This is a genomic window from Microcystis sp. LEGE 00066 (genome assembly GCF_015207925.1).
Lineage (GTDB): Bacteria > Cyanobacteriota > Cyanobacteriia > Cyanobacteriales > Microcystaceae > Microcystis > Microcystis ichthyoblabe_A.
In genome coordinates this window covers 1-25652 of the sequence record NZ_JADEVX010000050.1, presented here as the reverse complement: position 1 = coordinate 25652, position 25652 = coordinate 1, and the positions used below count along the sequence as shown (strand labels likewise).

At 40.6% G+C, this 25652-nt stretch carries 23 protein-coding genes and 3 pseudogenes; 9 read left to right on the top strand and 17 right to left on the bottom strand.

What is annotated here, in order from left to right:
- Positions 1-214: transposase (locus IQ224_RS09350; RefSeq protein WP_194032863.1), on the top strand; the 214-nt coding region annotated here is incomplete at its 5' end.
- Here the strand turns inward: IQ224_RS09350 and IQ224_RS09345 are convergent.
- From IQ224_RS09345 to IQ224_RS09305, 9 genes and pseudogenes are all read right to left on the bottom strand, one after another.
- On the bottom strand, positions 211-411 hold the full coding sequence (locus IQ224_RS09345) for a type II toxin-antitoxin system RelB/DinJ family antitoxin (RefSeq protein ID WP_002745569.1): 201 nt from the start codon (positions 409-411) through the stop codon (positions 211-213). The genes IQ224_RS09350 and IQ224_RS09345 overlap by 4 nt on opposite strands.
- 159 nt (positions 412-570) lie before the next feature.
- Entirely contained in the window at positions 571-1944 is a 1374-nt protein-coding gene (locus IQ224_RS09340; RefSeq protein ID WP_036401681.1) for a hypothetical protein, read from the bottom strand.
- A 19-nt stretch (positions 1945-1963) separates the two neighbouring features.
- Positions 1964-3163 carry a glycosyltransferase gene (locus IQ224_RS09335; protein WP_002745573.1) on the bottom strand — a complete coding sequence of 400 codons (1200 nt, stop codon included), beginning with the start codon at positions 3161-3163 and terminating at the stop codon, positions 1964-1966.
- 5 nt (positions 3164-3168) lie between these two features.
- Positions 3169-4068, bottom strand: coding sequence for an FkbM family methyltransferase (locus tag IQ224_RS09330; protein WP_002745574.1), 900 nt, complete (start codon positions 4066-4068; stop codon positions 3169-3171).
- A 6-nt stretch (positions 4069-4074) separates the two neighbouring features.
- Entirely contained in the window at positions 4075-4824 is a 750-nt protein-coding gene (locus tag IQ224_RS09325) for a bifunctional 2-polyprenyl-6-hydroxyphenol methylase/3-demethylubiquinol 3-O-methyltransferase UbiG (RefSeq protein WP_002739603.1), read from the bottom strand.
- A gap of 767 nt (positions 4825-5591) precedes the next feature.
- Positions 5592-7127: an oligosaccharide flippase family protein gene (locus IQ224_RS09320; protein ID WP_002740055.1), complete on the bottom strand. Its 1536-nt coding sequence runs from the start codon at positions 7125-7127 to the stop codon at positions 5592-5594.
- Between the two features lie 31 nt (positions 7128-7158).
- A complete protein-coding gene (locus IQ224_RS09315; RefSeq protein WP_228036156.1) occupies positions 7159-7878 on the bottom strand; it encodes an FkbM family methyltransferase in 720 nt (239 codons plus the stop codon).
- 137 nt (positions 7879-8015) lie between these two features.
- The gene (locus IQ224_RS09310) at positions 8016-8294 is read right to left on the bottom strand and encodes a hypothetical protein (RefSeq protein ID WP_036401672.1); all 279 of its coding nucleotides are present in this window, start codon (positions 8292-8294) and stop codon (positions 8016-8018) included.
- Positions 8295-8438: 144 nt separating this feature from the next.
- A pseudogene (locus IQ224_RS09305) lies at positions 8439-9168 on the bottom strand (Uma2 family endonuclease).
- A gap of 415 nt (positions 9169-9583) precedes the next feature.
- Between IQ224_RS09305 and IQ224_RS09300 the strand changes: the two are divergent.
- The 3 genes from IQ224_RS09300 to IQ224_RS09290 all read left to right on the top strand — a co-directional run bounded on the left by IQ224_RS09300 (position 9584) and on the right by IQ224_RS09290 (position 16396).
- Positions 9584-11896 carry a polysaccharide biosynthesis tyrosine autokinase gene (locus IQ224_RS09300; RefSeq protein WP_194032862.1) on the top strand — a complete coding sequence of 771 codons (2313 nt, stop codon included), beginning with the start codon at positions 9584-9586 and terminating at the stop codon, positions 11894-11896.
- A 136-nt stretch (positions 11897-12032) separates the two neighbouring features.
- Positions 12033-13490 carry a DASH family cryptochrome gene (locus IQ224_RS09295; protein WP_194032861.1) on the top strand — a complete coding sequence of 486 codons (1458 nt, stop codon included), beginning with the start codon at positions 12033-12035 and terminating at the stop codon, positions 13488-13490.
- A 206-nt stretch (positions 13491-13696) separates the two neighbouring features.
- Positions 13697-16396, top strand: a complete 2700-nt coding sequence (locus tag IQ224_RS09290; protein ID WP_194032860.1) for a DNA methyltransferase — start codon at positions 13697-13699, stop codon at positions 16394-16396.
- 417 nt (positions 16397-16813) lie between these two features.
- Here the strand turns inward: IQ224_RS09290 and IQ224_RS24940 are convergent.
- Positions 16814-17002, bottom strand: a pseudogene (locus IQ224_RS24940) (hypothetical protein); the annotation flags it as partial.
- A gap of 471 nt (positions 17003-17473) precedes the next feature.
- Positions 17474-17722, bottom strand: a complete 249-nt coding sequence (locus IQ224_RS09280) for a Ycf34 family protein (protein ID WP_002745598.1) — start codon at positions 17720-17722, stop codon at positions 17474-17476.
- Positions 17723-17816: 94 nt separating this feature from the next.
- On the opposite strand from IQ224_RS09280, the gene IQ224_RS09275 reads away from it, so the two are divergent.
- Positions 17817-19046, top strand: coding sequence for a CCA tRNA nucleotidyltransferase (locus IQ224_RS09275; RefSeq protein WP_002745599.1), 1230 nt, complete (start codon positions 17817-17819; stop codon positions 19044-19046).
- Between the two features lie 329 nt (positions 19047-19375).
- On the opposite strand, the gene IQ224_RS09270 is transcribed toward IQ224_RS09275, so the two are convergent.
- From IQ224_RS09270 to IQ224_RS09255, 4 genes are all read right to left on the bottom strand, one after another.
- Positions 19376-19582, bottom strand: coding sequence for a hypothetical protein (locus IQ224_RS09270; RefSeq protein WP_002745601.1), 207 nt, complete (start codon positions 19580-19582; stop codon positions 19376-19378).
- 18 nt (positions 19583-19600) lie between these two features.
- Positions 19601-20062: a hypothetical protein gene (locus tag IQ224_RS09265; protein ID WP_002732132.1), complete on the bottom strand. Its 462-nt coding sequence runs from the start codon at positions 20060-20062 to the stop codon at positions 19601-19603.
- Positions 20063-20330: 268 nt separating this feature from the next.
- Positions 20331-20951, bottom strand: coding sequence for a hypothetical protein (locus IQ224_RS09260; RefSeq protein WP_002745606.1), 621 nt, complete (start codon positions 20949-20951; stop codon positions 20331-20333).
- Between the two features lie 564 nt (positions 20952-21515).
- Positions 21516-22334 (bottom strand): carbon-nitrogen hydrolase family protein, encoded by an 819-nt coding sequence (locus tag IQ224_RS09255; RefSeq protein WP_084989849.1) that lies wholly within the window; start codon positions 22332-22334, stop codon positions 21516-21518.
- Positions 22335-22420: 86 nt separating this feature from the next.
- Here IQ224_RS09255 and IQ224_RS09250 point away from each other — a divergent pair, with 86 nt between their 5' ends.
- Positions 22421-23053, top strand: a complete 633-nt coding sequence (locus IQ224_RS09250; protein ID WP_002745613.1) for an HAD-IB family phosphatase — start codon at positions 22421-22423, stop codon at positions 23051-23053.
- Positions 23054-23505: 452 nt separating this feature from the next.
- A pseudogene (locus IQ224_RS24935) lies at positions 23506-24186 on the top strand (PEP-CTERM sorting domain-containing protein); the annotation flags it as partial.
- Between the two features lie 49 nt (positions 24187-24235).
- Here the strand turns inward: IQ224_RS24935 and tnpA are convergent.
- Complete coding sequence (gene tnpA, locus IQ224_RS09240) at positions 24236-24679, bottom strand: IS200/IS605 family transposase (protein WP_002740761.1); 444 nt, start codon at positions 24677-24679, stop codon at positions 24236-24238.
- 166 nt (positions 24680-24845) lie between these two features.
- Here tnpA and IQ224_RS09235 point away from each other — a divergent pair, with 166 nt between their 5' ends.
- Positions 24846-25049 (top strand): hypothetical protein, encoded by a 204-nt coding sequence (locus IQ224_RS09235; protein ID WP_002745618.1) that lies wholly within the window; start codon positions 24846-24848, stop codon positions 25047-25049.
- A 145-nt stretch (positions 25050-25194) separates the two neighbouring features.
- Positions 25195-25410, top strand: coding sequence for a hypothetical protein (locus IQ224_RS09230; RefSeq protein WP_194032859.1), 216 nt, complete (start codon positions 25195-25197; stop codon positions 25408-25410).
- A 1-nt stretch (position 25411) separates the two neighbouring features.
- On the opposite strand, the gene IQ224_RS09225 is transcribed toward IQ224_RS09230, so the two are convergent.
- A partial coding sequence (locus IQ224_RS09225; RefSeq protein ID WP_194032751.1) for a transposase occupies positions 25412-25652 on the bottom strand: 241 nt, incomplete at its 5' end.

Sequence of the window (25652 nt, the reverse complement as noted above, 5' to 3'; positions counted from 1 at the left end):
TATCGAGAAACTTGAGGAATGGGAAAAGAAAAACTTGAAAATATTTTGGTTGCCCACTTATTCACCTCATTTAAATTTAATTGAAATATTATGGAGATTTTTAAAATATGAATGGATTGAATTTAGCGCCTATAAAGACCGAAAGAGCCTCCTCGCTTACGTTAAAAAAGTGCTGGACAATTTTGGAGGCGAGTATGTAATTAATTTTGCCTAGGTACTTAACAATTCCCGAAGAGCCTGACAACTTACCATCTCTTCTTCTCGGTCGGTCTTTTTAAAGGTTTCCTCGGTTGTTTTGTTGGGAATGTTAACAGAAAAAGGTAGCCCCTTATTCAAGGCAACCTGTTGATAAAGTAAGTTGATTGACGCGGCGTTTATCGATCCTAATTGTTGAAAAATTTCTTCAAACATTTCCTTTAATTAAGACTCAAGATTAGCTGTTATTGACATTTTATTTGTCAGAGTAAATTGCAAGAAAAATCGCTTCTCAGTTAATTGTGGCTCCTATACATTTTTTTAGCTTCAGTACAGGACAAAAAGCTTAAAGATTGCTTTGTGTCTATTTATTAATTAGTCAAAGAAAATGCCCAGACCATGCTTTCTAATATGCGAGTAAGTACCGAAAGCAAAACCAACTCCTAAAAAGTTAAAAGGACTGTAACCACCCGAAAGCAACAGCAATACAGCCCACCCAAACACTCCAGGTAGGACGGTGAGCAAAGCAGTTCGTTTGAGATAATCTAATCGGTGCGGTTTCACAATGGATTTTATAAATAATAGGGGAAGTTTTACATATAAAATAAAAACAACAAAACCGAACATAATCAATCCGCCCTTAAGCAAAAAAGTCAAAATACCTATATGGAAAGCGTTAATTTCATAGTCCAATACTGAGAAAAACGTTGCGCCTAAACCCTTACCAAATAAAAATTCAATTTCATCTTGGAAAACTTGAAGCCCTTCGATGGCCTCCTCAATTCGCAATTGAGAAGATCGTTCAGTAGAGTGGTCAGGATTGAAAAGCCTTTCAAAGATTAAACTATTCTGGAATAGATCCGCGAATAACTGCTCAAAATTAATAAAAAATACGGCGACTACCAGAAAGATACCGATCAAGAATAATAGATAAATCAACCGCTTTGGCTGTTTTAGAGATGATTTAGTAGTTAGGGCTCCATTAGATATATGATAAGATAAACCAAAAGCAGAGAAAATTACTACAGTTAGTAAAGATAAGGTAACAGATCTCGTTGCTCCAATAAATCCCAAAGAATAAAGGTGAATCGCAACTAATCCCAATATTGAGATTGTCCAAAACCAGCCCTGCCGACATAATACACCAAGAGCAATTCCAGTCAGTGGTAAGAGTAAAGAGGAATATGCCCATGTATTCCAATCTGTGATTCTTTCTGTCACCCCCGCATTAGCAAGAGCGTTCATTCTCTCAGCTTGCAGTGAAATAGAATAGTAAATAAATACAGTTGAAACAGATATGAGTGAAGTAAGTTGTATTTTGGGGCGATAGGAATTAGCAATAATGCGAAACATTGCCAAGCCACCTATCAGCCATAAACAAATAGATAAATCCATTCGTATCCAATCAATACTATTGCCAAAAAGTTGCCAGCCCATCCAAGTATAAAAGATAACAACAGCCCCATAGAAAATTCCTGTTTTGCCCAATAACAAGCGACGAAATTCTCTATCAATAAAGAAGGCGGAGCCAACAAGAATAAAAAAAGCAAGGATTGTACCTGATGCTACACCTACCTTGACTGCGCTGCGTTGTTCTATGTCAAATTGGGCATTGAGAAAATCAGAAAAAGTCAGCGAAAATAGACTGACATAAAAAATCGAGGTTGCGGCAAGCTTGATAAAGGAAGCTTGAAGGTATTTTTTTTTCTTGGAAATAGTGAGAGTTGGCAGCGGTTGAAAGATGCTCATTACTAATAAAATACAGATTTTACACAAACTCTAAAATTTTCTGAAAAGCAGAGATCAATTGGTCGATTGAATGCCGGTGTCTATACCCTTCAAAATCTGGCTGGATAGAAAGATTGCCGGTGGAGAGTTCCTCATGCAATCTTTCTAAGATGCTAACACACTGAGACACACTTCCTCCTTCAATCCCATAGCCAAGATTAAACTTCTGAACCCGTTCGCCCATACAGTAGTTTTTGCTGGCGATTACAGGTTTCTCGAAGATTGCTGCTTTAGTCAGGATGTTGCTACTGTAAGGAAAATTTTCATAGGCAGCATACAGGACATCGCATACCTGAACAACGGCATTAAATCTTGACCCGTCAGGAATCGAATTCAAGTAAAAGAAACAGTTGTCTGGGTTTACTTTGACAATCTCCTGAATTTTCGCCAGTTCTGCGGCTGTAAATACTGGTTCAGCCAGCCTACCTGCAAACACAAAAAACCAGCGATCGCTTGCTTGCCGAGAAACTTCCAGAAGCGTAAGTGTTCCTTTCCGCCTGTCTAGAGATCCCAACAAACCAACTATCTTCCTGCCAGCAGCTTTAGCACGAATTTTTTGGGCAATCTCAAAGCTCATATCGGGTGGCGATTCATCGGTGATATCAGTTAAGACGACTACAGGCTTATTAAGCTTCTGCTGTAACTTTTCAGCAATACCTTCGTCTAGCACGGCAACTACTGGACAGTGGGAAGATTTTAGCACTGATAAGGGATTTAAGATGCCGTGGCGCATCCACTGGAATTTTGGTGGTATCCGTAGGTAGCGAGGTCGAAAATAAAGCCCTGACCAAGGATAGGGAAAGATGGTGTCGGTGATAGCGGGAATTAATCTTAAGTATGTATCAAGCCAGGCAAAAAAGGTGATATCGGGGGCTTTGCCTAGCTTTGAGGAAATTTCTTGGATACTCTGGGCGGCTCGTTGCCAGCGGGCTACAGCCATTCCCCTCGCCTGCAATCGGCGACTGGAAAACTGACTTGGCGAGGGTTCATGCAACTCAAAGCAGTGAAAGTTATTTGCCAACTCTGGACAGTGGCTGGCAATCCACAGGTTCATCTCTTCTGGTGCGGGACAAAGGACAATTACCTCATGTCCCAATTCTAGTAGCGTCTTGGCGAAAAACTTCAGGTAGGTAGGGTGGTGGCCACCCCACAGGGTATCAACTAGGGCGATGGTTTTCAAGGCTTTTAACTCTGCTTAGATTTCTGTGATACGGCCACGAACATATGATTGCCTATACTAACCTTACTGATGTCATTTTCAAGCAATGGCTCAAGCCGGCCGTAAGAACCCAGTTTAAACCAATTATAGCCACAATCCCTAAGCATTAAGATAATGTCTGAAGGTTGATAACCAAAGGCTTTTGACATTTCATCGGTAATTTCTATTAAAAGTCGAGATATTTTTTGGGATTGAAACATTTCCAGCATTCCCTTGAGTACAAGGTATTCTCCGCCTTCAACATCAAGTTTCATTAAATCTATATGCTGTACATTATTCTTTTGTAACCAGGTAGAACCTTGAAAAAGTTGAACTGGTATTGTCTTAAATTTATCGGGAGCTGCTGAAGGATGAATAATCTTGCCCAATGAGTTATAAACTTCCATTCCGGGTGCGCCTGAATTGAATTCTACAATCTCATCTTTTTCTCCAAAACCTGCCTGATGTATTTCCAGGTTATTAAATTTGTTCAACTCCTTATTTTTTTTGAGTAGATTGAAGGCAAAGTCTCCCGGTTCAAAAGCTATAACACGACCGCTTGGAGTTACTATTTTAGAACAAAACAGCGAGAAGTAGCCAATGTTAGCGCCAATATCCAGAAAAGTTTGTCCAGGCTTGAGATGATCGCTGATGAAATCAAGTGATTCAGGTTCAAATATATATTTAGTATAGCCAATTTTAAAGTACATATCTGGGTGAATTACCATTGGCAGATTGATTCCTGGCATCACATCCACCAACTCTTGACTTTTGGCTTTTGCCGCTTCTAATTTAAGCTGATTTTGCCGAAAAAGATTTTGATCTAATCTTAATCTGCGGGTGATCGCTCTTGTTACTCTTCTTGAAAAAAATTTTAGGTTGTTCATGCAATGTCAGTTATGTCTTACTTGGTGTTGTATAAGTTCATCTGTCAACATTTCATTGTCAAGTTTAGTCCTCGAAGCAATAAATATAGAACGACTCAAACCTTTATGTTTTTCTGGATGATTCCAGTCTAGAGGAAATTCCTCATGATTAGGTTGTGTTCTAGGGATGTAAACATAATCAAAATGATTTTGTAAACGAGAAAATATCCATCGTCGTGTTGGACGACATCCCACACCAGAAAAAGCCTGAGTAGGTTTAGTTTGTATTTCTTTGACAGGATTTATCTGTTCATTATCACCAAAAGAAACACAAGTTTCTAAAAAAAGAATTTTTTGACAAGATTGACTTAGAAAATCCAAGGCCAAATCAGGATTTTTCAAATGGTAGAGTAATCCATAGCAATGAACTACATCAAATGGACTATTTTCAATTGGCTGAGGAGAATCCAAATCTAATCTCAAGATATTAACTCCGGGGTAACGCAAGACAAGATAATCAAGATTATCTTGTCTTGTTTCTGTTATCGTAATTTGGCACTCTCTGTCTAGATAGTAATGAGAGTGATCACCTATCCCTGCTCCCACTTCAAGTACTGACATACCTCTTACAGGTATGTTAAGGCTGGCCAAATGTTCAAGTCGTCTTGCATTATGCCTTAAATAAGCATTTGAGTGAAAGTGAAAAACAGGATCATTATTTTTGACTATTTTGTATCTCAGGTATTTAAAAGTCTTCTGAATAATATTTTTGAACATGACTTAAATCCTCCAAGGTTTCTATGTTTATGTTTGTTTAAATATATGGGCTTTTTAGTAACTCAAAAGCTTTCTAGGAAAAAAATTCAAGAATTTTTTCTAAAAATCATGGTTACTGTTTAGAGGGTTAGGGAGTAAATAAGATTTTAGCCTTCCCCCTACAAAACTGGGCGGCTAAAGTCACAGCAGTGCGATAACGTGTTTGAAACCCGCTTTGTTCCCAATACCTTCCCAAACTTCCATGCTATTGTATCACACCTACTGGTCAATGACAACCTCGGCTTGTAAATGATTATATGGCAGATGAAAGATTCCACAGAAGATAAGTAGTCGTGCAAAATTAATTTCCTATTCGAGACAGGAGACGGGAGACGGGAGACAGCTATTAGGGATCGGATTTGAGTTTTCAGTTCACTGTTTCCTCACACCAGAAGTCTGACGGAGTAGTGGCTTAGATGTGTAATTAATTTTGCTTAGGTACTTATACGAGTATATTTGCTTGGAAAATATAGAAACAGCGTAAGGATTCAGGTGTCTCAAATGCAGTCACAGAGAGGCTTCTAAAATCTCAGAACTCGCTAAACTAACAGTTTCATTCTCAATAAGCATTCTCATTAAGGCTTTCAGCGTTTCTTAATGAGAATGAGGATTTGTCCATAATTCGCCTAAATGCTTACACAGCATGGTTTTGAATGCTTTTTGTATGACCTGAATCCTTACGAAACATCTTTCTAGATAAACATATCAATCAGTTTAACATTGGTTGACTAACGCTCTTTTGACAGATTCAGCTTACCACAAAAAAGCAAGATAGCTCTATTTAAAGTTTTTGCTCTACCCGTACTACCAAAACATCTATTTTCCAGATAATAAACAAATAATATTCCAGAAAAATAAAAGATCATTAAAGATGTAAATTGTGTGATCAATGTAGTTTTGATTGAATTGTTTGCAAGGTGAATAAAAGTAGCTACAATCATTAAAATAATAGATGATATTAAGGGTTTGATTGTCCACTTGGTGAAGGTCAACCAGTTCATATTATTATGAGCATGGCGCAACAAGTAAATGACTCCTAAAATCATCATCAATTGTCCGATAACTGCATATTTAAAACCAAAATTTAGTGACAAAAAAACGAAAAAGGGGAAATAGCCTATATCAGTAATCACAACATAAATCCAGTTTTGTTTTGCATTTCCTTTACTTAAATTAAAAAAGAATGTAACTATAGCTTGTGCATGAATATAGCCTACCCAGCAAAAAATAAACAACTGAAAACTAGCTTTGCTAGAAAATTCGGCATTGACTATAATAGTCAATAAGGCCGGACCTGCAATAATCAGTCCTGAATAGACAAAACCAGCAATTAACCCAATAAACCAGCGCAAGCGGTCTTCTATTTGTTCTGCTACCACTTCTAATTTATCTCCTTGAGCCGAGAGCATGGGAAATAGATAAGAAGACTGTCCAACTAACATTTGGTGAACTGTTATATAAATTCTTTGAGCAAAAGTGTAAAAAGGTAAGGAAGAACTGCCAAATACAGAAGTTAAAAATATTTTATCAACACCAGTAAAAAATATAACTTTTATTTGAGTTAAGTAAACCCATTTTCCAAAAGACCAAAGCTCGATAAACATCACTTGATCCCAGGAAGGACGTGTCAAAAATCCCAGAATTTTAGTAACTATAAACCCCGTACATAAACAACTCAGAATAGATAGAGCTAAACTAATTATGCCTAATGTTAAAATATTAGGAAAGGCTTTCAAAAAAGTTATTCCCAAAATACCATTGGCTAACATAAAAGTAGTATTAATTTTAGTCTGCCAGTCAAATCTTTGAAGAGAAGCGAGAAATATCTTAAAATAACCAGTGATTTGTTGTAACAAAAACGCCAATCCTAATAATATACAGTACCAACGTCCTATAGAAGCATTTCCTTCATATTTACTCCACTGAACAATCCAAGCAGAACCGAAAGCAAAAATACAAAACCCAAACAATCCAAAAGCCAGAGAAGTTGTAAAACAAACTCCTGCTATTTTCTGAATTTCTCCCAAATTATTTTCTTCATAAGCCCGACTAATCAACCGGGTTGCAGCAGCACCCAGTCCCAAACCACTAAAGGTGTTGTTAATGCCAACAATAGTAGCAATGGCAATGGCAAATCCAGCTTCCGCTTCTCCCAACCAGCGAATCGTTAACCCGGCAAAAAGGAATCCTAGAATAGCTGTCATGAGAGAACCAATGGCAGTCCACTTAGAATTATTAACAGCTTTGGCAAGTAGATCGCTCAACTAAGTAAACTCCTTTTTGATACCGCTCTAATTACATAACATCAGTGTTCTTAAATATAGCATCCATTTGCAGTATTTCTGAACGATTGTCATGGTATCGCCATTCAAATCCCTTGCCAACCATAATATATTTATTCTCTTCTAGTAGTTTGATGATTTCCCATAAATAGGGTTGATCTCGATAAAACTGACGAAATGATAATTCAATCACTAAGTATTTAGATTTTTTTAATAAATTTATACTCCCCTTTAAAACCTCAAGCTCAAAACCTTGAACATCTAGTTTAATTACATCAGGGATTGGTAGATCATCACTGGCATATATTGCATCTAAAATTCTAATTTCTACTTCCTCCCGATCTTGCTGGTTTTGCGAAATACTATTAGGAAAATACTTATTTTGTTTTTCAGGATCAAGAAAAGATGCTGAAGAAGTTCCTCCTTTAATTAATAACTTGTCCTCCCTTTCACCTAAACCACACTGGTACACAACTTTAGTAACCCCAGGTAAGGGTAAAGATTGCAATTTCTCTTGATACTGAGATTGGGGTTCAAAAAAAACCACGTGTTCTAAAGTGGGACTCATTTGACTTAAAACATAGGTCCAGTTACCAGCATTTGCCCCTATATCACAGAGACACTTTGGTTGAATGAATTTAAGCAGTATATCTATGGTCTCAAAACAATCTATATATCTGAATATACTTGATTCACATCCAAAATATTCGATTCTTTTCGATAGCCGAAACATCCTACTCGAGAGACCTTTTAACAATTTAGCCAACAATAATTTTTGCTCCATGATAGTCTATCAATTATTTTGTAAATTAGTTTCACAAAAGGTTAGGTTAAATTGTCGAGACGCAATCGCCGCTGGTTTGATCAAGCTTATGATTGATTTTCTGGTTTAATTTGCCGAATCAAATAGCGAACTTCTGACAGCAAAACCTCAAAACGCTTGTCTGACTCTTCCTGTCTTTGCCTCACTTCATCCATATTACGCTGTTGTTGTGCGGCAATTTGGAGTAGAGCGTTTGCCGTTAGTCGTACCCCGTCCATCGAATCTCTAAGGTCTGCAACCGATCCCGTCAATTCCGAAACCGAGTCTGCCAATTTATCTAGCATCTCATCTGTCCATCTGGAGTGTTCGGATGAGCTTCTGGTCATGGCTGGCTTTTCTCATTTGTTAATAACTGGTTACAATTGATTATCGACGCAATCTCCAGCAATTTCCCAATATATTTCCTCTCGACGCATAACAGTTGCTACCATAGCACACAATCAGCTAAATTGTAAAGCTGTATAGATTCTTCATTCAGCCTCCAGGTCAATTCCCATCGCCCTTAGCCGCGCCGCCAAGCTGTCTGCCCTAGCTTTTTCTCCCTCAGCCCGCCGTTGAGCTTGTTCGGCTCGTTGTTCGGTTTGTTCAATCCGTTCACTACCCCACAATAGTAAATTACCTGATTGATCCCACCAGCGCAACCAATGAGCCGTTACTGCTGCTTTTTTCCCCTGTCATACTCCTAGAAATAAACCGATTTCTGCCCGCCAGTAACGATGATCCTCATCCGCTTTTTGTAACTCATACTTCCCTGATACTAAGCGATCAACTTCTAATTCTCCGCTTTGTGGTTGAAAAACGCTATAGAAAGGTACTTGTAAGATTCGCTCGTAGAAATACCACTTGCCATAGGGATGGATAGTGGGGATTGATAGAATACTCCCCTCCCTCCGTTTCTGAGATGAATTCCATGACAATTGCTGGCACTTCCCCTTCTGCATGGGGCGTGTAGCTGCGGCGAATTTCTCCTTCTCGGATAGGTGCTACTGCGGGTACATAAACCCAATCGGGAGCTTTTACTACTGTCTTAGGGCCAACGGTGGCGCAAATGCCAAAATTAGCAGCAATAAGACTCGCTTCCACAATTAAACTGGCTAATTCCAAAGATTCTCGCCAAGCCGCCGCGAGGAGGGGTTGTCGGGTGCTTTCCACTGGTTCATCAGGGAGGACAAAATCCGCTGGCAATTTCTCCCAGGTAATGGGTAGGGTAAACGCACCTTAATTTGGTAATTACCGGAAAAACTAGAGTTGTTATTGTAGCATGGTGTTATGATGAAGCGGTGACTAATCGAACCAGATTGCTACCGCAAAATCTTTTAAACCGCGTCCACGGGGAACCCCGTAGCTTGCCTTTTTCGGCTATGATCTTTGCATAGCAATACTTTTAGCGGTTAATGGCCTGCCAGTGAGATTCCAGTTCTCTAGCTGGTTGCAGTTTATATCCTTTAAAAGTGTCCCGAAGTCAATTTCAGCTTTAGATGTCATATTCCTTACTCTATAAGGGTTGGGCGCTATTTTAAATAGATACCATGTTTGGACAAATTCCCAAATTATTCTTAAGCTATACTGGCGTACTAGATGCGGTTTAATAGAGTTATCCCTTGACTATTTGATAATGATGAACAACCAACAAAACGGGGCTTTAAAAACCCAAAGTCAAGCAAATCTGCCAGTTTTTGAACAACCAGCTTTTATCCCCTCCGTCACGCAGGAAGAAGAGGAACTCAACCTGCGTCAATTCCTTTACGTCATCAAGCATCGCTGGTGGTTAATCGTTGGCATCACCCTAGGGGTGACGGCTGCGATCGCTGCTTATACTTTCTCAAAAACCCCTATCTATCAGGGTAAATTCCTGCTGCTCATCGGTCAACCCATCGAGGAAAATAAAAGTTCTTCCAGACTGGCAGCCCAAGATATCCTACCTCAGTTAGGTGGTGAAGACATCGATTATGATACCCAAATCGCTGTTTTAACCAGTCCGCAACTCCTTAACCCCATCTTTAGTAAAATAACTCCTCAATATCCCGACTTTACCTACAGTGATTTAATTAGTAAAACTGGCCAATCTGATCTCAAAATTAGTCGACAAAAACAGACGAAAGTTTTAGAAATTTCCTATCAAGATGAGGAACCGGAAAAAATTAAGCTGGTTTTAGATAATTTAGCCCGTCATTACCTAAACTATAGTTCTCAGGAACGGAAGACGGAAATTAATCAAGGGTTAGATTTTGTTAACGCTCAATTGCCCGTGCTGCAGGAACGAGTTAATACTCTACAAAAACAAATGCAGCAATTCCGGCAGCAATACAATTTCCTCGATCCCGATAAAGAGGCAACTCGTTTATCACAACAGTTAACCACCACTGAACAAGATTATCGGGCAGCCCAAGTTGCCCTTAACGAAATTAACTCTCGCTATCAGGCTTTACAGCAACAGGTGGGATTAGACCCTAATCAAGCAATTATCGCTACTTATCTCAGTGAATCTCCCGGTTATCAAGATTTGCTCAAGCAGCTGCAGGAAGTAGAAGTGGAATTGGCCAAACAATCGGCAGTTTTTGCCAAAGATAGCCCGATAATCGCCACCCTAGAGGAAAAACGGGCTAATTTACTGCCCCTACTGCAAAACGAAGCCCAGAGAACCCTAGGAGAAAAACTGCCCCAGACAGTGGGTGACTCCCCAGCTTTGGTGTCAAAGAGCGCTCTGCGGGTACAATTAACCCAACAATTGGTGGAAGCCGCTAACAGTCGCCAAACCCTAGAAATTAAGGTAGAATCCCTTGCCCGGGCCCTCGAACAACAGAAAGCCTCGGTCAAAAATCTGGCGGTTTTAGCCCGTCGTTATACGGATTTGCAGCGAGAGTTGGAAATCGCCACCACCAGTCTCGACCGTTTTCTGGAGGAACAACAAAAACTTCAACTCAAGGTGGCACAACAAGTGGTGCCTTGGCAACTAATTTCCCCACCAGAAGTAGGGGAAAAGTTCGTTTCTCCTAAACCTGTGCGAAATCTGGCTTTAGGGGTTATCGGTGGCCTTTTATTAGGACTGGGGGCGGCCTTTTTAGCTGAAAGATTAGACCCCGTTCATCATAGTGCAGATGAACTAAAAGAAGATACCAAACTACCCCTTTTGGGCGCAATTCCCTGGCAAAAAGACCTTGGCACCATCGAAAAAGTGATCACAGCCGCCCTACCCCAGTTAACAGTCGGTGATCGCAAAATTACTATCCCTAATACTACTGGGAAATCGGCCGACGAAAACCCCTCCTACTATAATTTCTCCCCCTTCTCGGAAGCTTTCCGCACTCTCAACACCAATATTCGCCTCCTCGATGCCGATTCCCACCGCAAGTCCCTCGTGGTTAGTTCTGTATCACCGGGAGATGGTAAAACCACCATGTCAATAAATATCGCTAAGGCCGCCGCTCGTATGGGACAAAGAGTCTTACTGGTGGATGCTGACCTGCGACGACCCCAGGTTCACCATCGACTTAATCTCGATAACGACCACGGCCTTAGTAATGTCCTCGCCGAGGGTCTCGATTGGAATGAGGCAATTCAACCTCTACCCCGTTACGAGAATTTATCGATTCTTACCGCCGGTGAAATTCCCCCAGATCCAACCCGCTTGCTTTCTTCCCAGAGAATGCAGGAGATGATCTCGCGTTTACAGCAAGAGCAAGCCTTCGATCTAATTATCTATGATCTACCACCGATCGCCGCTTTTGCCGATGCCAAAATTCTCGCCGCCATGGCCACCGGACTGGTTCTCGTCACCAAACTGGGCAAAACCGATCGCTTTGCCCTGAAAAATCTGCTCGAAGATCTGAGATTATCCCATATTTCCGTGTTAGGTTTAGTGGCTAATAATGTTAGTCGGAAAAACCATAATTATCGTTACTATGGCCATTACTACGGGAAAAGATAATTAAATTAAAGATAGATCCCCCCTTAATAAGGGGGGTTTCGATCCCCCCTTAATCCCCCCTGAATAAGGGGGGTATCTGATGGTTTTTAACACCTAACTACTTATTGATCGGTTATCAACTTTTAATTGATGTTAAATGCGGGTTTTAATCTGGTATCGGAATGATCTGCGAGTTCACGATCACGAGGCAATTTATCGAGCCATTCAAGAACAATTAGAGATAATTCCTTTCTATTGTTTTGATGAGCGTCAATTTGGTTTTACTTCCTACGGGTTTCCCAAAACTGGCAAGTTCCGGGCTAAATTTTTATTAGAAAGCGTAGCAAATTTACGACAATCTCTGGAAGGTTTAGGCAGTAATTTAATTATCCGACGGGGAAAACCAGAAGAAATTATCCCGCAATTAGTTCAAGAATTGCAGATAGCCAGGGTTTATTATCATCAAGAGGTTACAGCAGAGGAATTAGCGGTAGAAAAGGCTGTAAATAAGGCTTTATCTATAATTCCTGTGCAGATAAAAACTTTTTGGACAGCCACTTTATATCATCCTGATGATTTACCTTTTACCCTTAATCAACTGCCAGAATTATTTACTAATTTTCGTAAACAAGTAGAACGTCATTGGGAAATAAGAACAACTTATCCCAGTCCGAAAAAGTTGACAAAATTACCTAAAATAGATTGGGGAAATCTTCCTATTTTAAAGGATTTAGGCTTAACAGAACTAATTCTAGACCAGGGAGGTGTTTTATCATTTCAAGGGGGTGAAGTAGCAGGAAAATCACGGGTTAAAGAATATATTTGGGATAGTGATTCCTTAAAAACCTATAAGGAAACCCGCAATGAAATGTTAGGGACTAATTATTCCTCAAAATTCTCAGCTTGGTTAAGTTTTGGCTGTCTTTCCCCCCGTTATATTTATGAAGAAGTACAAAAATATGAGCAAACAAGAGTAAAAAATGACTCTACTTATTGGCTAATTTTTGAATTATTATGGCGAGATTTTTTTCGATTTATTTGCAGTAAACACGGGAATAAAATCTTTTATAAATCTGGTTTGCAAGAACTTAATTTACCTTGGCTAGAAGATTGGCAAAGATTTAATCTTTGGTGTGAGGGAAAAACTGGTTATCCCCTTGTAGATGCTAATATGAGAGAGTTAGCTGCTACAGGATTTATGTCAAATCGTGGACGGCAAAATGTCGCTAGTTTGCTGACCAAAAATCTCGGTATTGATTGGCGTATGGGAGCAGAATGGTTCGAGTCATTATTAGTTGATTACGATGTCTGTAGTAATTGGGGTAATTGGAATTACACTGCTGGTGTCGGTAATGACGCACGAGGATTTCGTTACTTCAATATCCCGAAACAGTCGAAAGATTATGATCCCAAAGGTGATTATTTACGTCACTGGTTGCCCGAATTAGCCCTAATAAAAGGCGATAAAATTCACGAACCTTATAAATTATCTCTGGAGGAACAAAAGCGTTATGGGGTGATTTTAGGGGTTAATTATCCTCGTCCTATTGTCGATTTTTTTCAATCAATTAAACACAACGAAAAAATTTATCTCGCCAAGTCGTTGCTGATTTGAGATATGAATCTTCTCTTGTGGGATTTTTAAAACCTAGTCCCAAACTAACTTTTGGATACGATGCACAATTGCCATTCATACCTTGATTCAGCAACGCCTCGAATTGGCATAGGCTTGACTTCGATTTCAACTCAGTTCCTTTATTTTATCGTGTAAGATGGTGATCCCACCACAACGCTCACCCTACTCCAATAGAAAGGCAAAAGATGACTACTACTCTTGAAAGCTTACAGGAATTTATTGATTTTTGTCAACAGCATATTACTGGCAAAGAAAGAAAAGAAGCCCAGATTTTCCTAGACCGTTTCTTTCGAGCTTTTGGTCATAAAGGTGCGTTAGAAGCGGGTGCAACTTATGAGGAGGCGATTACTAAAGGTAGCAAGAAAGGTAAAACCGGATTTGCTGATTTAGTTTGGAAACCTCGTGTTTTAATTGAAATGAAAAAGCGAGGAGAAGATTTAAGTAAACACTATCCCCAAGCTTTTGAATACTGGAGTCGATTGGTTCCCAATCGCCCTCGCTATGTCTTATTATGTAATTTTGATCAGTTCTGGATTTTTGATTTTGATCTTCAAATAGATGAACCGGTAGATCGAGTAAATTTAAACGATTTAAAAAATCGGGTGAGTGCCTTCAATTTTATGGAAGTAGGGAATCGTACCCCTATTTTTCAGAATAATCAAGTCGAGATTACAGAAACGGCAGCGCGGCGGATGGGTGAGTTGTTTCAACTGTTAAAAAAACGCGGTCATAAAAGCGGTTTTGATGAGTTGACGGCCCAGCGATTTATTTTGCAGTGTGTATTAGCAATGTTTGCTGAGGATCGAGGATTATTACCGAGAGATTTATTTATTTCTTGTGTACAAGAATGTCTAAATGGTGGCAATTCCTATGATGTCTTGGGGGGATTATTTCAACAGATGAACCAACCCGGAATTACCCCCGTTGGTAAATATCAGGGAGTGGATTATTTTAATGGGGGACTGTTTAGTATAATTCATCCAATTCAATTAACTAATAAAGAATTAGAGTTTCTGGATGTGGCGGCGCGTCAGGATTGGAGTAAGATCCGTCCGGCAATTTTTGGTAATATTTTTGAGGGGACAGCTAATGCTGAAGAACGCCACACCTACGGGATGCACTTTACCTCAGAAGCGGATATTATGAAAATTGTTCGCCCAACTATTAGCCGTTACTGGGAGGAGAAAATTGAGCAAGCTGGGACGATTGGCGAGTTAAATACACTTCAGTTAGAATTACAGCAGTATAAGGTACTTGATCCTGCTTGCGGTTCGGGTAATTTTCTCTATGTCGCCTATCAAGAATTAAAGCGCATTGAACAGTTATTAATTGAAAAGATTGCTAACCGTCGTCGTTCTTCTAGTGACCAGTTACAGATTAGTTTTGTTACGCCTAAACAGTTTTATGGAATGGATATTAATCCTTTTGCTGTAGAATTAGCGCGGGTGACTTTAATGATTGCCAGAAAGGTGGCGATTGATAGGTTTAATTTGACGGAAGCTTCTTTACCTTTGGATACTTTGGATAGTAATATTATTTGTGCTGATGCTTTGTTTACCGATTGGCAAAAAGCAGACGCAATTATCGGTAATCCTCCATTTTTGGGAGGTAAACACATGAGATTAAATCTCAGTGATGATTATGTTAATAAAGTGTTTGCAAGGTTTTCTGAGGTTAAAGACTCGGTTGATTTTTGTTCCTATTGGTTTCGTCTAGCACATAATCAATTAGATGAGAAAGGAAGAGCGGGTTTAGTCGGAACTAATTCTATTAGTCAAGGGAAAAGTCGTGTAGCGGCGTTGGATTATATTACTCACAATGGTGGACACATTCATGAGGCGATTTCTACTCAGCCTTGGTCTGGTGAAGCTAATGTTCATGTTAGTATTGTTAATTGGAGTAAAGTTGAACCAGTAAGTTATTATTTAGATAATCATTCAGTTTCTCAGATTAATTCTTCTTTGACGACGACAGTAGATATTTCCAAAGCAGTTAGACTATTGGCAAACAAAAATATTAGTTTTCAAGGAGTGATACCAGTTGGTAAGGGATTTTATATTAAAAGTGAACAAGCGGAAAAATGGATCGAAAATGATCTTAAGAATAAAGAGGTTTTAAAATTATCATCCTCTGCTGGTGATTTAACTGACAATCCTCATGGAAAACCTGGCCGCTGGATTATTGATTTTAATAATATGAGTTTAGAAGATGCTAGTGAATATAAATTACCTTTTGAGCATATTAAAGTAAATGTTAAGCCAGAAAGAGAGATAAATCGTGATAAGAAAGCACGGGATTTTTGGTGGATGTTTTTACGTCCTCGTCCTGAAATGAGAACAGCAATTGAATCTTTAGCTTGTTACTTTACTATTCCTAGACATTCTAAATGGTTTATTTTCCTTCCGGCTAAAAAAGAATGGCTTCCTGCTGACTCAACTACTGTCGTTGCTTCTGATGATTTCTATATTCTCGGTATCTTAACATCAAATATACATCGAATTTGGATAAAAGCCCAAAGTTCAACCTTAAAAGCCGATACTCGCTACACTCCTAACACCTGTTTTGAAACCTTCCCCTTTCCCCAGAAACCTTCACAGGAACTTGTCAAAAAAATCCGTCAAACCGCCGGGGAATTACACGAATACCGCAGCCAACAGATGGAGAAAAAACAATGGGGAATCACCAAACTATATAACCAATTCTTTAACGAACCCAGTAGCCAACTTTTTCAACTCCATCAGAAATTAGATAAGCTAGTAATGGAGGCCTATCACTTCCAAGCTGATGAAGATATTTTAGAGAAACTATTAACCTTAAACCTAGAATTAGCAGAAAAAGAGAAGCGAGGAGAAACCGTCATCGGTCCCTGGTCTCCTTACTCTTAGATTACTCTAACTCCTTACATTAGATTGAAACAATCTGAATTTCCCTGACTCGGTGCATTGGTTTGGTTGGCTTTTCGGTGGTGATTAGGGACTTGCGTAGGAATAATATCCCAGCCAGAAAATCGCTCTGTAGAAGAACCAGACCAGCCAGATCAGATGGCACATTATCAAAGCGCAAGTCCCTAACACCTCGAAGGCTCTCCCCCTACTTAGGGTGATCAGCAAACCTGAGCGATCGGAGGGCGCAAGCATTGCGCCCCTACAGTAACGGATTTTGTCCACAATGTAGGGGCGAACTGCGTTCGCCCAAAAGGTACATTATCAAAGCGCAAGCCCCTTAGTTCATCAGCTTGAATTTGCAGCGCAGCAGCAACATGAAGTGCATCCATCGCTGCTAAACCCTAAGTGCCAGCAATTTCATGACTCACTGCATCCTCCTCGACGTGCAGCAAGTTCTTGTTCTATTTCCTCTTCATTGAGCAGTTGCAATCCAGCCAAAATTGCCCGATGTCGGATTTCCCATAACTTTTTGCTTAATGGTGTTTGGGGAATAAATTTAGCTTCTGGTGTTGTTTGTGACTCAGATTTAAGTATTTGAACAAATTGCGGCTCTTCGTTACTTGTTATGGTTCGATAGGGGGGCATAAATTGACTAAATCCTTCTCTGGCAAGAGACTTAATTGATGAGTTCGCTCTAGATAAAAAACAATTGACAAAAATCGCCAAATGCCTTTCTACATAAGGGTTCCATCCCTTATAACCCCAGTCCATTGCATAACACAAACCGAAGAACCCAAATTGCCAACCTTTTTGTTGCTTTTCCGGTGTCAATTCTCGCCATTGTTCAAGTAGTTCTTCTTCTTTACCCATAAATACCTCGCTCTTAAATTATGAATTATTTGCTTTTAAGCAATGCTCATTGATAAAAACCACTCCAGACACAACGGTTAGGAACTTTTTCTATATACATGACCACTATTGCACGAGTACAGCAAGATAAGTTAACGAGTCTATCTATTGCTGGACAAGGGTTTTCGGCTTTTGTAGTAAATATGTATGGGGGTAAGTTCAGGTGTTTTAGGTGGGAATTGGTTCACCAGGACGCAAACTAGACCATTTACCAGTTTCGCGTAAAAAGCTATCGCAACCCACCACATCCCATTCCATTTCGATATAATCTTCCTTGGTGCGAATGTTAACGTTAATAGAAGGGTTCTTCGCTTCAAAGTCCGGTGTCTCGGTGAGATGACGTTCCTGATGTTGTGTTTCTACGGCATGATAGGTGAGACAGCGATCAACAAAATAGCAGTTAATACAAATACACATAGGTTTAACTCTATAGGTCTTTTCCGTTAATCTAGCTCAGTCTCTCCCCAAATGGGGCCGGTCAAAATTATATTTTTGTAAATTTATCTTCTCGATGTCTTGTCAAAAAAACCTAGATAGTTTAGTTAAAGAAGTTTTTGCGATTAATCAGCAAGAATTGCCAGAAAATGCTTATTTAGTCGGTGGTGCTGTGCGAGACGCTTTATTAAACCGTCAGAAAGACTATATTGACCTAGATTTTGTGGTTCCCGAAAAAGCGATCGAAATTGCTCAAACTATTGCCCATCATTATAAAGCCGGTTTTGTGGTTTTAGATGCGGTTCGTCAAATTGCTCGCGTGGTTTTTCCGCAGGGGACTCTTGATTTCGCGCAACAGGAGGGAGAATCTCTAGAAATAGACCTAAAAAGACGGGATTTCACCGTTAATGCTCTCGCTTATAATCTCCAAACCCAAGAAATTTTCGATCCTTTAGGGGGATTAAAAGATTTAGGCTGCCAATCTCTGCGGATGATTTCCCGCGAAAATCTCCAAGATGATCCCCTAAGATTATTAAGGGCCTATCGACAAGCGGCTCAATTGGACTTTGAAATCGAACCCCATACCCGTGCAACTATTCGTTCTCTTGCCCCTTTATTGCGCCGTGTAGCCGCCGAAAGGGTACAATCCGAGTTGAATTACCTTTTGCTCAATTCCCGTGGCAACAAATGGCTAAAAAGTGCCTGGGAAGATGGCTTATTATTTCTCTGGTTGCGTCGGATTACCCCCGCAAAAATGGAGCGAGTTATGGGGGTGGAAGCGGCAGCGGGATTTTTAGAATCTTTGTCACCGGAAAAATTTATCTTTTCCCCTTCTCAGTTACAGTTGACAAAATTAGCTCTATTGGTATCGGATGTTTTAGCAGAAGCGGAAAAAGAGTTAATCGATCTCAAGTATTCCCGTGGGGAAATTCGCACGGTAATGACGGTAATTAAGTCTTTACCTCCCCTCAAGGAAGCAGATAATTTAAGTCTGCGGGAACAGTATTTTATTTATCTAAATACGGGAAAAGTATTTCCTGTCTTTGCTCTTTTTGCTTTATCGATGGGGATTAACCAAAATATTGTCGCTTCTCTGTTGACTTCCTATCTCGATCCTGATAATATTATCGCCCATCCCCGACCTTTATTAAGGGGCGATGATTTAATTAACCATTTACACCTGAAACCTAGTCCGATTATTGGTAAGTTATTAACCGAGGTACAAATTGCCCAAATTGAAGGCAAAGTTACAGTTTTTCAGGAGGCGATCGATTTTGCTAAAAAGGTATTACAGCAGTTATCCTAATGGGGAGGTTTGTGTCGGGTTTTGTCGCCTCAACCCGACTTAGCAATTGTGGTTCTTCGGTTTGTCTTATGCAATAGACGGGAGTTATAAGGGATGGAACCCTTATAGAGAAAGACATTGGGCGATTTTTGTCAATTGTTTTTTATCTAAAGCGAACTAATCAATTAAATCCCTTACCAGATAAAGATTTTGTTGATTTATGCCCCCCTATCGAACCATAACAAGTAACGAAGAGCCGCAATTGTTCACAGTTTGGAGAGTTTTGTCTGTTAATCAGAGTTTTAGATTTGGATTTAGTCTCAGGGTTTTGACTTATCCACAACTCAGATTTATTTAGTTTTAATCTGTGAAGATTCGGGAGCCTTTTCTCCTTCTACGACTAAAGATTTCACATGAGAACCTTGAAACTTTTCCATATTGCTCACTCGCCACATAGCTAGGGGAAAAGTAATGGCAAATAAACCAAAAACTCCCACTAATATCCAGACGATATCGTGCATTTTACGCGAGGAAACCTTTCTAACTTGAGCGTTCATTTTGTCACCTCCTAGGCTTTAAGTTAAGGGTAAATAGGGAAATAGTGGATGCCATGACATGGCGGTGGCAGCAATCATGAGGGCAAAAAACCAAAAGAGAATGGTCTTAGCTTTTATCTGGCGATCTTTCCAAAGATAATGCAGTATCGGCCAACTGACTAACCAGCCAATTAATAACATCGTTTCTTTGCCAGTATAACTGCCGATATTGCCCCACATTTTGCTAGGATTTTTACTGCCAGGTATCCAACTGCCCAAATTCCAAAGAAAAGTTTCTACGGTTTTTGAATGGTCTGCATCGGAAAAATGGTGAGCAACCATCATTAAAAAACAGCCAATACCAGCACTAATAATCGCCGCCGCTGCTGGGCCAGAAGTGGCGGGGGAACGTTTGGCACCTTCGGCTAAACCTTGGGGAAATTGTTTTAAAAAAGCCCAGATTTTTCCATACCAAGGACTATCGACGTAACGTTGAGTCATCAGATTTGTTCCTATTTTTTCAGAGTTCGTAAGTGTGTAAAACCGCAAAGTCCCACCGCTAAAAGTCCCCAGCCGTATTACCAGCAATACGGGAACCACCGACGATTTGACTTTGGTTGCTAATGCTGACCGCCCTCGTATCCGTACCATCGGGGCTAAGTTTACCCCCCCTAGGGCGGGAACGGTGGTAGATAACCAGAAAACAGTAGCTAAAACGAGCGAAAGTTGAATTTTGTTGATTTTTGAGGTAAAGTGGCTAAATAATGGTTTACAGGGCTTGAATTTTGGCAACACCGAGGCCGCTAACGAGTCCACCCATGGCAAAAAACATCATCGCCATCAGGGCAATGCAAGTGACCGTTAACACCGGTCGATTAGCTTTGTCTAGGATTGAGTCGCCGTATTTCCAGAGAATCCAAGTGCAGGCCACCCCTAGGGGTAGGGTAAAAAGGACGCTGAATTCGTGGTATTCCATGAGGACGTATTGACCGAGGGGCGAATTTTCCTTTAGCCATGCCCGCGCACCGCCAAATTCTAAACCAGCCCGATAGCGCATATAGGCTAAATTGCCAGTGGCGATCGCCAAAAAAGCGAGGACGGTGGACCAGAAGGTGAGGGTTCGCATTTGCCGCAAAATTTTGCCAGAACCTCTGAGCAGGGGAAAAGCGAGATGACCAGCGTAAACAATCACGACTAGGGCTAATAGGGCGCCAAAACCGTGAATTGTTCCTAACCATCGCTGCCAGGGACTCGGATGCAGGAGATTGACGAAGGGTAGAAATAAAAATAGGCCCGCCGAGAGGATTCCTAGCCCATAGACGCAAACGGTGGCTATATCTAGGGTTTTAGGAAAATCAATTTTTTCTGATTCTGTGGTATAAGATGACATCGGTTTCTCCTTAACGGTCTAGAGGAGCTAAATGGGATTATTTCTCATTTAGCTGGGAGTCTTGTCAGAACAAGTCCAGAGAGCATATTTGTCCAACCATCAGAGTATTTTTGGACTGAAGTTGACAATAAATAGAGTCAAGACTTGAATTTCGCCAATTCAAGTCTGAATTGCATCCCTGTCTGCTCTACAGCGTTTCTCGGATATATGAGGTATGTTTTCGCAACTGAGAATTCTTACTTCGGCAAGGTTTAATTTACAATTCACCTTGACGAGAAACGCTACATCTTTATATAATCCCTGATTCGGGGTGCGATAGTCAAGAGATTTTCAAGGAAGATTGTTAATAAAGTTTACGGATATTTTTACCTAGTTCTTCGTTACTTGGTATGGTTTGATCGGGTGGCATAAATCGACTACATCCTTATTAGATGAGCTTACCCTGAGAATCTGGCAAAGAAGGTTAGAAACTCAGTACATCAAAGCTTTTAGCTTAACTAATTAGGTTACCGAGTTAAATACCAAAATTAGGCGTTTTTATCGACAAAATTGTCGAATCGAATTTTAAACAAAAACACGATGTTGCAGGGAAGGCATTTGTCGTCGCACCTGTTGCAGACGTTGGGGATTAATTTCAGCAATTGCCACCCCCGCTTCTTCCCCTGCGTCGGCTAAAACTACACCCCAAGGATCGATAATCATAGCGTGACCGTGGGTGTAACGGCGTTCGTAATTATTGCCCGTTTGAGCAGGAGCTATTATATAACAAGTATTCTCGATCGCTCGCGCTTGTAACAAAACTTTCCAATGATCTTTCCCTGTAAAAGCTGTAAACGCCGCGGGTACAAATAAAACATCGGCTCCTTGCCGCGATAAATAGCGATAGAGTTCGGGAAAACGCACATCATAGCAAATCGAGAGGCCAATTTTGCCCAAGCTATCGGAGCCATAAATTGGCGGTAAATCGATCCCTGCCATGACTGTACTCGATTCCTGATAGGTGTTACCATCCGGGACATTGACATCAAAGAGATGGACTTTTTGATAACGGGCTAATTCCGCACCGTTGCCATCAACTAAAATAGCCGTATTATAAGCCTTATCGGGAATACCCGTCACCGGCACGGGAAAACCACCCCCTAAAATGGTCACTTGAAACCGTTGGGCCATGGTGCGGAGGAATTTATCGGCTTTGAGAGCAATAGTCTCGGCCTGGGCGATTTTATCGGTTTCTGCCCCCATAAAGGCGAAATTTTCTGGTAAACCGATTAATTCCGCCCCTTTACCCACGGCAAGTTCGATCAATTCTTCAGCGGCAGCGAGATTTTTCTCTAAATCCGGCTGACTGGTCATTTGAATGGCGGCGGCGAGATAGGATTTCATGGGGGTTGAAGCTCTAGAGTCAGATAATCTCTGTAAAATTAATCATAACCTTCGATTATATCCAATTTCAGATATTTTGTCACCCCATGAGTAAAATTGTTTTCTGTGACTTTGATGGCACTATCACCGCCGTGGAAACTTTTGCGGGTATGCTCAAAGAATTCGCCCCCGATTTATCGGCCCAAATTATGCCCCAAATGTACGCTCGCACTCTCAGTCTGCGCCGGGGTGTCCGTCAACTGCTAGAGTCGATACCGAGCCAAAAGTACGCCGATATTATCGCCTATGCCGAAAACAAGCCAATTCGCCCCGGATTAGCCGAATTCCTCGCTTTTTTACAGGAGCAATCCATCCCTTTTATTATTATCTCCGGTGGTATCCAAGGCATGATTGAAACGGTCTTAAAACGGGAGGGGCTATTAGATAAGGTAACGGCAATTTATGGGGTCAATCTTCATACTCAAGGCGAATATCTGCAAGTTCATTCCGATTGGGAAAATGAGACAGAATTAGTGGCTAAAGCCTTGATTATGGACAAATATTCAGGAGTAGAAACTATTGCGATCGGTGATTCTGTCACCGATATTACCATGGCTAGAAAGGCCGATCTAGTTTTTGCTAGGGATCGTTTAATCGATTATCTGCAAGCGGAAAATCAACCCTATATTCCTTGGGATAACTTTTTTGAGATTCGCGAATATCTGTTATTGAGAGATTAGGGATTAGCTGTTAATTAGGTAGGGGTTAAAAATTGTCAGATACCCTCCTTGGATTAAGGGGGGATAAAAGAGGGCGAATGCAATTCGCCCCTACAATAATATTATTGCGCCAATGGTAGGGGCGCACTGTGGTCAGTGAGTTTATCGAACTGCGTGCGCCCTGTAATATAGATATTTCGACCAAATTGAGATTTACTACCCTACTCTTAAGGGTAACAATAATTATAAATTTTTGTAAATTTGTGTTGGTTTACACTTGACAAAATCAGTGGGGGTAAAATCCCGTTGTTGCTCTGTCTTGTCATTGAGGAACTAGCTTAAAATTTAGTGATTGGCAATTTTGAAAAAATCAATTTTTCTCCCTTGCCAATGTCGCTTAATTTGAGATTTTCTCCTTTAAAGGGCATTCAGAACATTTGTTTGTTTATTTGTTTTGAGGAAAATTTCTGGATATGAAAACTTCGACTGTGCTGAAAAAACTTTCGATGGTTGGTGCTGGAGCAGCCCTTTCTACCTGCATTCTTGCTGCTCCTAAGGCAGATGCGGCAGTTGTCACTCTCGACTTCGAGGGACTGCAAGATTTAGAACAAATTCTTAACTTTTACAACGGAGGTACTGGGAGCTTGGGATCTGCCGGTCCCAATTATGGCATTTCCTTCGGAGCAGATTCTCTGGCTCTCATTGATTCCGATAATGGCGGTAGTGGCGACTTTGCCAACGAGCCTACGCCTAACACCATCGCGTTTTTCGTGTCGGGTCCTGGCAACTTGATGAACGTGGCGGCAGGTTTTAACACGGGTTTCTCCTTCTATTACTCATCAAGTCTAGCTGGATCTGTAACCATCTTCGACGGACTGAATGGAACAGGCACCCAACTGGCTCAGGTTAATCTGGGGGTTAACTTCCAAAATAACAACTGCACGGATGACCCGACGGGATTGTTCTGCAACTGGGACCCCATCGGTGTGAGCTTTGCCGGGACAGCGAAGTCCGTACTCTTCGGGGGTGTCGCCGATCAGGTAGGTTTTGACAGCATCACGCTAGGGTCAAACACACCGGGGCCGGTATCAGTACCAGAGCCATCCAGTCTCTTCGGTCTTCTGGCAGTGGGCTTTCTGGGAGTTGGCTCTGTTCTGAAGCCCAAAATGAACTACCCCGCCGCAAGCGGACGGGGTATCAGAATCAAAATAGACTCAATTGTAGATTTTGGTGTAGCTGCAGGTATTCTTTATCTTGTTCTTTTACATATCTCGCTATCATACCTTCATCCCCATGCTTTCCTACCGTACTTGCGTAATATCCATCACTCCAAAACTCTCCTCCCCACAACTGCTTTTTCACTTGAGGACACTTTTTGAAAATTTCTCTCGCCGTTATACTTTTAATCATTGTCACTATCCTTGTCACACTATAGGTCGGTACTGATTGCACCAGAAAATGCACATGATCTTTATCCACTCCAATTTCTACAAACTTTATCTCGTATCGTTTTTCCATCTCTAGACAGACTTCTTTCAACAAGCTATCTACCTGTTCGTCGAAAACGGCTTTACGATATTTGGCTGGGAACACTAAATGATATAGCAAAACACTTACATTATGGCTCTTATGGATGTATTCACTCATTTTTCTATTGTACGCCGCGAGCGGCGGGGAATTAGACCCGAAGAGATTAAAATAAAAAACTGGCAAATCTAGCCTTAAATTAGCAGCGATCGCGCTATATTGATAAAGTGCGATCGCTTTTTTTTGGGCATTCCAAATTTTTATTAATCTTTGTTAGAATGATGACATGGGTAATGGCTTTGAGTTGATTGGAGAACTAACCGAAATAGAGATTATCGCCGTCAACCTCTCTATTCGTGAACTCAGAAGGCTAAAAGCGCAGTTTGGGGGTCGTCGATGGCGAAAGCTAAAAGGAGTCGGCTTAGTTCAATTTCCTAATGGAGAAATCCGCAAAGCTGAACTACACTGGTATGAGTCTCATGGTAAGTAGTCGTGCAAAATTAATTTCTTGGTTAGGATAGGCAAAAGGCAATAGGCAATAGGCAATAGCTTTATCGAAATGTGTAATTAATTTTGCTTAGGTACTTATTGGTCGGCGAAAAATGAAAGTTAAACGAGTTTTGGACTAAATATTTATGCAAACACCAGCATCTAACATTGAATTTGCTATCTGTATTACCGCTGAAGAAGGCGGAGATTTAGAGGTTTGTAAACTTTATCAAGTGTTACCTGATGCTAAAGCGCAAGAGGTGGGATGTTTGCGAGTGATTGATGAATCTGGCGAAGATTATTTGTACCCAGAAAATCATTTTGTCATAATAAAACTGGCTCTTCGTTACTCTTTATGCTAAATCAACAGACAAGATGCCAAGATAACATACTTCTAACCCAAAAATTCCGAAAGTTTCTAAAGCCATAGCCTCTTCTTTTTATTAGTTTAAGTTTATTGTTGATTCCCTCGACCACCCCATTCGTTGTCCTTCGCTCGAAATAACTAATTATTTCTCCAAACCAGTTTCGGATTGTTTGACAACTCTTAGTAAAAACACTGGAGGATTTTGCCAACCATTCCGAGATGGATAGCATTCCCTCT

What these genes read in the sequence shown, in the direction of transcription:
- IQ224_RS09345 (WP_002745569.1), bottom strand. Translation starts at nt 411, where the DNA reads ATGTTTGAAGAAATTTTTCAACAATTAGGATCGATAAACGCCGCGTCA.
- IQ224_RS09340 (WP_036401681.1), bottom strand. Translation starts at nt 1,944, where the DNA reads ATGAGCATCTTTCAACCGCTGCCAACTCTCACTATTTCCAAGAAAAAA.
- IQ224_RS09330 (WP_002745574.1), bottom strand. Translation starts at nt 4,068, where the DNA reads ATGAACAACCTAAAATTTTTTTCAAGAAGAGTAACAAGAGCGATCACC.
- IQ224_RS09325 (WP_002739603.1), bottom strand. Translation starts at nt 4,824, where the DNA reads ATGTTCAAAAATATTATTCAGAAGACTTTTAAATACCTGAGATACAAA.
- IQ224_RS09315 (WP_228036156.1), bottom strand. Translation starts at nt 7,878, where the DNA reads ATGTTTCGGCTATCGAAAAGAATCGAATATTTTGGATGTGAATCAAGT.
- IQ224_RS09310 (WP_036401672.1), bottom strand. Translation starts at nt 8,294, where the DNA reads ATGACCAGAAGCTCATCCGAACACTCCAGATGGACAGATGAGATGCTA.
- IQ224_RS09300 (WP_194032862.1), top strand. Translation starts at nt 9,584, where the DNA reads ATGATGAACAACCAACAAAACGGGGCTTTAAAAACCCAAAGTCAAGCA.
- IQ224_RS09295 (WP_194032861.1), top strand. Translation starts at nt 12,033, where the DNA reads ATGCGGGTTTTAATCTGGTATCGGAATGATCTGCGAGTTCACGATCAC.
- IQ224_RS09290 (WP_194032860.1), top strand. Translation starts at nt 13,697, where the DNA reads ATGACTACTACTCTTGAAAGCTTACAGGAATTTATTGATTTTTGTCAA.
- IQ224_RS09280 (WP_002745598.1), bottom strand. Translation starts at nt 17,722, where the DNA reads ATGTGTATTTGTATTAACTGCTATTTTGTTGATCGCTGTCTCACCTAT.
- IQ224_RS09275 (WP_002745599.1), top strand. Translation starts at nt 17,817, where the DNA reads ATGTCTTGTCAAAAAAACCTAGATAGTTTAGTTAAAGAAGTTTTTGCG.
- IQ224_RS09270 (WP_002745601.1), bottom strand. Translation starts at nt 19,582, where the DNA reads ATGAACGCTCAAGTTAGAAAGGTTTCCTCGCGTAAAATGCACGATATC.
- IQ224_RS09265 (WP_002732132.1), bottom strand. Translation starts at nt 20,062, where the DNA reads ATGACTCAACGTTACGTCGATAGTCCTTGGTATGGAAAAATCTGGGCT.
- IQ224_RS09260 (WP_002745606.1), bottom strand. Translation starts at nt 20,951, where the DNA reads ATGTCATCTTATACCACAGAATCAGAAAAAATTGATTTTCCTAAAACC.
- IQ224_RS09255 (WP_084989849.1), bottom strand. Translation starts at nt 22,334, where the DNA reads ATGAAATCCTATCTCGCCGCCGCCATTCAAATGACCAGTCAGCCGGAT.
- IQ224_RS09250 (WP_002745613.1), top strand. Translation starts at nt 22,421, where the DNA reads ATGAGTAAAATTGTTTTCTGTGACTTTGATGGCACTATCACCGCCGTG.
- tnpA (WP_002740761.1), bottom strand. Translation starts at nt 24,679, where the DNA reads ATGAGTGAATACATCCATAAGAGCCATAATGTAAGTGTTTTGCTATAT.
- IQ224_RS09235 (WP_002745618.1), top strand. Translation starts at nt 24,846, where the DNA reads ATGGGTAATGGCTTTGAGTTGATTGGAGAACTAACCGAAATAGAGATT.
- IQ224_RS09230 (WP_194032859.1), top strand. Translation starts at nt 25,195, where the DNA reads ATGCAAACACCAGCATCTAACATTGAATTTGCTATCTGTATTACCGCT.